The organism is Limosilactobacillus sp., assembly GCF_041859915.1.
GTDB lineage: Bacteria > Bacillota > Bacilli > Lactobacillales > Lactobacillaceae > Limosilactobacillus.
The window spans coordinates 48,206-55,803 of sequence record NZ_JBFLGB010000005.1; the positions used below are offsets into that span (position 1 = coordinate 48,206).

Sequence of the window (7,598 nt, forward strand, 5' to 3'; positions counted from 1 at the left end):
CTATATTAACAGGGGGTCAGGACGACGGAAGAGCCAAGTAAAATGAAAAAATTTATGCTGCTATTGCTGCGTCACTTCCAAATGGCTCAGCTTTCAAGTTCAGCAGCGGTACTAGCTTACTATACCTTACTGTCGATTTTTCCGGCAGTGCTGGTGGTCGGCAACTTGCTGCCCATGGTCGGATTAAATGCCCGGACAGTTCTGTCTTACTTGCAAACGGCAATTCCGGATGCGGTCTATCGTTTTATCCAGCCCTTCATTTATGACTTCCTGAAGCAGGGAAATGGTGGCTTACTGACGACGGGGGCTTTAATAGCTCTTTGGTCGACTAGTCAGGGGATCGCTGCCTTTCAACGTAGTGTTAACCTAACCTATGGGGTGGCACGCAATCAGAATCCAGTCAGTAACCGGGCGATTTCTTTCATCTGGATGATTGTCGTTTTGATGATCATTTTTGGGATCGTTTTTATTTACGGAATTGGTGAGCAGCTTCTAAAGGGAGCCCAACCAGTCTTTCATTTCCCACGTAAGTATATTTACCTATTTAGTTCACTTCGCTGGCCGGTAACTTTTACGGTCTTATTTGTGGCTTTAATCCTGCTTTATTACTTTGTTCCCAACGCCCAGGTGCGGTTGCGGTACGCCATTGCTGGTGCCTTTTTAGCTACCCTGCTGTGGATGGGTTTATCGCGACTCTTTTCTTTTTATGCAGTGATCTTTCGTCATAGTGTAATTTCCTATAAGACCATTGGAGCTTTCATCGCCATGATGGTCTGGCTGGATTTTTCCGGTTATGTCATCATGTTTGGGGCGGTCCTCAATGCTACCTTGCAGGAGGCTCATGAAGGCCAGCTGCGTGAACGGGAGCACTTCTGGCAGGTCATGAGCCGTGGTAAGTATCCCTCCAAAGATAAAAAGCACCGGCCAGATTAATTACTAAAAAGGCTGGTGAGAAATTTCTTCTCACCAGCCTCGCCTTTAGTTTAACGGAGGAATAACAATTAATTATGCTTGTGGGGCCGTTTCTTCATCGTTGAATAGTACGTTGGAAACAGTATCGACGTATTTTGCTGCGACAGGGGTTAAATAGAGTTGTTCATTATCCTTGACGAACATGCCAGCAGAGGCAATTTGATCCATGGCCTGGCGGACAGTCTTTGCATCGAGATTATCATTGGCGTAACTGAGCTTTAGTAAGTGTTTCTTGCCAGTGGCACCTTTAAATGTCATGTTGAGTGATTTCATATTAGATTACCTTCCTTTACTAGGTTTAGTCGTTCGTGACGTGTTCGGTGTCGATGATGTTGAAACCATCACACTTTTCGCTGGTCAAGATTTCGATGGCTTTTGCTAAGTTAGTCAATTGGTCATCATTAACGTGTTCGATGACATTATTGAAGAGACGGTTGATTCCCTTCGGATGTTGGTCACCAATCATTGTTAATTGGACCTTAGAAGACTTAAATTTACGTACCATACCCATATTGAGCACGCTCCTTTAGTAAGTTTGATTTGTTAAGCGGTGGCCACTGCTTACACTTATACAGACGAATGGGCGTGATAAAAGTAAAGGGGAAATTAAGAAATGGCAAAAATTTCTAAAATTGAAGCGCAGAAACGGCAGAGGCGCTATAATATTTATCTTGATGGCCACTACGCTTTCCCAGTCGCCGAAAGTGTCTTAGTTCAATTTCGCTTGATGCGGGGGATGGAAGTGACCCAAGCCCAGGTTGCTGCTATTACGACGGCCGACCAACAGGCCCGTGCCTATTCAAAGGTACTGGATTATCTGGCTCACCGGTTACGAACAGAACATGAAGTCATTGAAAAAATGCATGATCTTGGGACGCCGGAGCAATTCGTCGTACCGATTTTGCAAAAATTACGTGCCCAGCACTTAGTTGATGATCATGAATATGCGGCAAGCTACGTGCGAACGGCAATGGTTACTAGCTTGAAGGGCCCTCAAAGGATTCGCCAGTACTTACGACAAAAACGGGTCGGTGAAAATGATATTGCAGCAGCTTTAGCCCAATTTACACCAGAACGGCAGGAAGCTAACGCAACTAAATTAGCACAAAAGCTGTTTAGGCGTTATCGTAACCAACCACAGCGTCGACAAGAAGAAAAAGTTCGTCAGGGCTTAATGACTAAGGGCTATGCCAGTACCATGTTTGACCAAATTAAGGCCAGCATTGAACCGGCAGCTGATCCGCAACGCCAGGATAAATTATTGGCTCACCAGGCCGCCAAGCTTTGGCATCATTATCGACGTTATCGTGGCTACCAGCGTGTTCAGCACTTTAAGCAGGGAATGTATCGTCGGGGCTTTGACCTTGATCGAGTTCAAGCTTGGTTGGATGAGCATGAGGAAAATCTTCCCTAATGAGAGAAATCTTGTTATTATATATAAGATATGGTTAAATTTTAAGACTAAAGAGAATGAACAATGGAAAATAAAAAAATTTATGTTGATGAGCAGAAGCTGAATCATCAGTATGCTTATCGCACAATTAAACGATTATTTGACATTATCGCTGCTTTAATTGCCATTGTAATTTTGAGCCCCGTTTTTCTAATCGTTGCAATTTGCATTAAAGTCGATGATCCTACTGGCCCCGTTTTCTATTCGCAGATTCGGGTAGGTAAGGATGGTCGGCACTTCAGGATGTTTAAATTCCGGTCGATGGTAACTAATGCGGACGAACTACTTGAAAAGCTAAGAGCAAAGAATGAAGTCAATGGGGCAATGTTTAAAATGAAAAATGACCCCCGGATTACCAGGGTCGGTCGCGTAATTCGTAAGTATAGCTTGGATGAACTACCCCAACTAGTGAACGTGATCGGTGGGTCGATGAGTATTGTGGGTCCCCGACCGCCACTGGTCAGTGAGGTCGCGGAATATACCGATTATGATAAGCAACGCTTGATGGTTAAACCTGGTGCTACTGGAATGTGGCAGGTGGGTGGTCGAAACGACGTTGACTTTGCTGAAATGGTTGAGCTCGATTTGACTTACATCCAAGAACGGTCTATTTGGCTTGATTTAAAAATTATGTTTGAGACTGTCAAAATTATGATTAAGCCCAATGGTGCATACTAAAGGAGAAGAGCAGTGGAAGTAAAAGTACTTGTTGCGGCGCATAAGAATTATGCAATGCCAAAGGATAATTTGTATTTACCGGTTTTTGTTGGTAAGGCGATCCACCCGAACGTCAATCATAGCTTTCAAGGAGACAATACGGGAAATAACATTTCTAAAAAGAATCCTTACTATAATGAATTGACGGCGATCTACTGGGGATGGAAGAATCTGGACCTTGATGCCATGGGATTGGTACATTACCGTCGTTACCTTAGTTTGAACCATAAAAAGTCCTTGGACGATGTTTTGTCACGGTCGCAGGCGGTAGCGCTCTTAAAAAATCATGATATTATTTTGCCTCCCAAGCGGCGCTACTACATTGAAACAATTGAATCCCATTACTTACATTCTCACAAGCATAAACCACTTGAGGTGTTAGGGCAGGTGATTACTCAAAAGTATCCTGAGTATTTGTCATCTTATCAAAAGGTGATGGGACGAACCTGGGCACATATGTTCAATATGTTTATTATGAAACGGGAACCGCTTAACGAATATTGTAAATGGTTGTTTGCTGTTTTAGGTGAAGTGGAACAACGAATTGACATCAGCAATTATTCAACCTACGAACAACGAGTTTATGGTTTCCTTAGTGAACCTTTATTAGATGTTTGGCTAGACCAACATCCCGAATATTCAACGACTGAAGTTAACTATGTTTTCATGGAACATACTAATTGGCTTAAGAAGGGTGGTAACTTCTTGAAGCGGAAGGTCATTGGTCACTAGCAAATGGGGGGATAAAATGGTAAAGAAATTATCAATTGTTGTTCCTTGCTATAACGAGCAGGAAGCAATCCCACTTTTTTATCCGGCAGTAGAAAAAGTTGTACAGAAGATGTCTCTTGAAATTGAATACTGGTTTATCAATGATGGCTCCAAGGATAAGACCCTAGCTGAACTACGGAAACTTCACCAAGCTGCGCCGAAACGAGTTCATTACGTTTCCTTTTCCCGAAACTTTGGCAAGGAAGCAGGCCTTTATGCCGGCTTGGAAGCAGCCACGGGTGACTATGTCGTTGTCATGGATGTTGATCTTCAGGACCCTCCTGAATACTTGCCAATCATGTATAAGTATATTGCCACGGGTGAGTATGATTGTGTAGGGATGCGACGGACTGATCGCAGGGGAGAAGCTAAATTTAAGTCCTTCCTTAGTGATCAATTTTATAATGTTATTAACCGAATTTCGGATACGAAAATTGTCTCAGGAGCGCGTGATTACCGGATGATGACCCGGCAAATGGTTAATGCTGTCCTTTCTCTTAAGGAATACAATCGTTTTTCAAAAGGAATCTTTAACTGGGTCGGCTTTAAGACTAAATACCTACCGTACCGGAATGTGGAACGGGTTGCCGGGACAACGGATTGGTCTACTTGGAAACTTTTCCGGTATGCTATCGACGGGATTACCGATTTCTCTGAAGCTCCCTTGGCAATTGCTACCTGGATTGGTGGTATCACTGCCTTTATTGCGGTAATCGGTTTAATTGTTGTGATTGTGCGTTATTTCGTTGATCCGGGTAGTAGCACCGTTGGTTGGGCCTCACTAGTCTGCATTATGCTTTTCTTAGGTGGAGTTCAGTTATTAGGCCTCGGTATCGTAGGTCGTTACATTGGTCGAATCTATATGCAAGTGAAGAAGCGACCAATTTACATTGTGAAAGAGAAAAAGTAGTTTGGTAACACTTTGCTACAGGGGAGAAAAAATTGACATCTTTAATGAACAAAGGCAAAAGAATAGGGGAAGTGCGGTTAGATGGTCCAACTATCTATGAAATCGCGTTCTCCTTTTATTTTGTAATTGCTTTTTTTCAAACATCGACGTATATAGATTATTTTCCAAGTAATTTTTTGCATGAATTATCATTTATTCCATTGGCAATGGTATTATGTAAGATCTTTTTATTAGACCGTCTAAATAAACGAACATTATTATTTAACTTACTCGTTTTAGCATTGCTAGGAATTACTTGGCGGACGTCTGGTGAATACATTTTGTTGCCTATGGGTATCTTTATTTTAGGGGCACGAAATGTTGACTTTCGACGAATAATATACCTGTATTTGGTTCTTGGCACGATTTTATTGTCCTTTATCTTTTTTACGTCATTAGTAGGGTTAACCAAAGACTTGATTTTTCACCGTGGAAACGGCCTTATTCGCCGTTCATTTGGCATTATTTACCCTACCGATTTTGCCGCTCATGTTTTATATTTAGTAATAGCTTATTGTTATTTGTATTTTAAGAGGATCGGGTGGCAAAGTTATGTTGTCTTTATCATGATTGCTTATGCTCTAAGCAAATTTTGCAATGCTCGTTTGAGTTCTTACTCGTTAATTCTTTTAATTCCAGTAATGATTATTGGCCAATATGCTCAAAAAAAGAACAATTTATGTAGAAAATTAGCATCGTTCTATTGGATGGTTCCTTCAGTACTTGCATACGTGATTCTTCTAATTACTTATTTATATAAACCAGGGAACAACTTCCTAGAACACGTTAATAGCCTTTTATCAGGTAGGCTGTACTATGGACATACCGGATTAATGCAGCATTCATTGACTTTGTTTGGCCAAAGAATGCATGAAAATGGGTTAGGTTATGGTGCAAAGTTTGCAACGGTGAATGATGCTAATTATTTTTATGTTGATTCATCGTTTGTACGGACTCTTATTCTTTATGGAGCAATAGTATTATTGCTAGTAGTTATAACCATGACTGTTATTTCATGGCGGTCGATCGCTAACCATGACTTTGCACTAGCTAGTGTTATGGTAATTGTGACTATTAGTGCTGTTGTTGAACAACGGTTATTTGATTTTGGTTATGATCCATTTCTATTAGCCATATTTGCTAATTGTTATCTACAACGAAGAGAAATAAAATTGGAGGAGCAACATTGAAAACTTATACGTTAAATAAATTTATGCATACTTTTGGTAGGAGCATTTTAATCATTATAATTTTTGCGCTGATTGGCGGTGTGGGTATGGGATTAGAAGCTAAACATAAGAAGACAACTACCTATACCGCAACACGTAGTATCGTTATTTCTCATAACATTGTTAAGGAATATCGTGCCAATCAAAGCAATAATCAAGATTCCTTGGTTAATGAAGATGTCAATTTAATGCCAACCTATAAAGATATTGCTGAGAATGGCACTATTGCTGCTGCTACTCGACATAATTTGTCTAAGTCTTTACGATCTAAGTATTCAACAAGCGATATTAAAAGTGCTATTAATGCTAAAATAACCCCTCAATCATTAGTAATGGATTTAAAAGCTGAGACGAGTTCTGCTAAGGATTCAGTAGCCATTGTTAATGGTACTGCTCGGGCAATGCAACAAAAGCTGCCAAAACTTCAACCGGGTTCTGGAAAGGTAACTATGCTGCAAAAGGCAACCGTGAGTGACGCTAGCAGTTCGACTCATCCTAGTACTAAGAAGTATGCGGTGGTTGGCATTGCATTAGGGGGCCTGCTTGGATTGATTATTTCATTTATTGGGGTCACAATTAAGAACTTTATTAAATAGGTGTTATGATGAAAAAAATTGTTTTTACCGTTAATGAATATAATGGTACTGATAAAAATAATGCTGGACCTAAGGCAAAGACAGACATTGATTATTTTCTTGCTCAAGAAGGCTTTCAAGTCGTTCATCAACGGTTTCAGGTTCATTCCAAAGTTCAGAAGCTAAAAGATTATTATTGGACGATTCCTCATTTATTTAGCCATTTACCTAATAAATTTGATGAATTACTTTTTCAATATCCGACGTATTCTAGTTTTTTGATGAAGAAACTAGTACCTAAGTTAAAAAATAATACAAAAAAACTGTTTTTTGTAATCCATGATGTTGAATCATTACGTCTTTTTACGAATGATTCTGACTATTGGCGAGGGGAACGAGCCCTTTTTAATAGTGCTGATGGTTTGATTGTTCATAATGATAAGATGGCCACGTGGTTGCGTGCTAATGGTGTAACAGTACCAATGATTTCATTAGAGGTTTTTGATTACCATAATCCGCAGAAAATTAATACCGATACTGCTTATCGACAACAAATTTGCTACGCTGGTAACCTTAATAAATCAGCATTTTTGGATAAGCTAGAATTAGCGAAAGGTAAACTTCAGATTTTTGGTTCTCATCCTAAGGCTCATTATCATCGGGGAGTCGAGTATCTTGGCCAGTTTACCCCAGAGGAATTACCCAAACATTTGACACAGGATTTTGGCTTGGTTTGGGATGGTGACGTTTTAGATACCTGTGGTGGAAAATTTGGCAATTATATGCGTTATAACGATCCACATAAAGTTTCCTTATATTTAAGCAGTGGTTTACCAGTGATGATTTGGAAACAAGCTGCGCAAGCGTCATTTATTGTTCAAAATCAGTTAGGAATTGCAGTTGATAGTTTAGAAAATCTTGATCAGCAATTG

Annotated in this window: 10 protein-coding genes; 8 read left to right on the top strand and 2 right to left on the bottom strand. The window is 40.3% G+C overall.

Going from position 1 to position 7,598, the window contains the following annotated elements; all coding sequences use genetic code 11:
- Positions 1 to 42: 42 nt before the first annotated feature.
- Positions 43 to 933 carry a YihY/virulence factor BrkB family protein gene (locus tag ACEYV4_RS01835; RefSeq protein WP_373841738.1) on the top strand — a complete coding sequence of 297 codons (891 nt, stop codon included), beginning with the start codon at positions 43 to 45 and terminating at the stop codon, positions 931 to 933.
- 72 nt (positions 934 to 1,005) lie between these two features.
- Here ACEYV4_RS01835 and ACEYV4_RS01840 read toward each other — a convergent pair whose 3' ends face one another.
- A complete protein-coding gene (locus ACEYV4_RS01840; protein ID WP_373841739.1) occupies positions 1,006 to 1,245 on the bottom strand; it encodes a DUF2922 domain-containing protein in 240 nt (79 codons plus the stop codon).
- Between the two features lie 25 nt (positions 1,246 to 1,270).
- A complete protein-coding gene (locus tag ACEYV4_RS01845; RefSeq protein WP_373841740.1) occupies positions 1,271 to 1,483 on the bottom strand; it encodes a hypothetical protein in 213 nt (70 codons plus the stop codon).
- A 102-nt stretch (positions 1,484 to 1,585) separates the two neighbouring features.
- On the opposite strand from ACEYV4_RS01845, the gene recX reads away from it, so the two are divergent.
- The 7 genes from recX to ACEYV4_RS01880 all read left to right on the top strand — a co-directional run.
- Positions 1,586 to 2,386 (top strand): recombination regulator RecX, encoded by an 801-nt coding sequence (gene recX, locus ACEYV4_RS01850; protein ID WP_373841741.1) that lies wholly within the window; start codon positions 1,586 to 1,588, stop codon positions 2,384 to 2,386.
- 63 nt (positions 2,387 to 2,449) lie between these two features.
- Positions 2,450 to 3,103: a sugar transferase gene (locus tag ACEYV4_RS01855; RefSeq protein WP_373841742.1), complete on the top strand. Its 654-nt coding sequence runs from the start codon at positions 2,450 to 2,452 to the stop codon at positions 3,101 to 3,103.
- A 12-nt stretch (positions 3,104 to 3,115) separates the two neighbouring features.
- Entirely contained in the window at positions 3,116 to 3,874 is a 759-nt protein-coding gene (locus tag ACEYV4_RS01860; RefSeq protein ID WP_373841743.1) for a DUF4422 domain-containing protein, read from the top strand.
- Positions 3,875 to 3,890: 16 nt separating this feature from the next.
- The gene (locus tag ACEYV4_RS01865) at positions 3,891 to 4,823 is read left to right on the top strand and encodes a glycosyltransferase family 2 protein (protein ID WP_373841744.1); all 933 of its coding nucleotides are present in this window, start codon (positions 3,891 to 3,893) and stop codon (positions 4,821 to 4,823) included.
- 32 nt (positions 4,824 to 4,855) lie between these two features.
- On the top strand, positions 4,856 to 6,052 hold the full coding sequence (locus tag ACEYV4_RS01870) for a hypothetical protein (protein ID WP_373841745.1): 1,197 nt from the start codon (positions 4,856 to 4,858) through the stop codon (positions 6,050 to 6,052).
- An 86-nt stretch (positions 6,053 to 6,138) separates the two neighbouring features.
- On the top strand, positions 6,139 to 6,687 hold the full coding sequence (locus tag ACEYV4_RS01875; protein WP_373841746.1) for a chain-length determining protein: 549 nt from the start codon (positions 6,139 to 6,141) through the stop codon (positions 6,685 to 6,687).
- A gap of 5 nt (positions 6,688 to 6,692) precedes the next feature.
- Positions 6,693 to 7,598 (top strand): galactofuranosyltransferase (locus ACEYV4_RS01880; protein WP_373841747.1); only part of this gene is annotated, 906 nt, incomplete at its 3' end.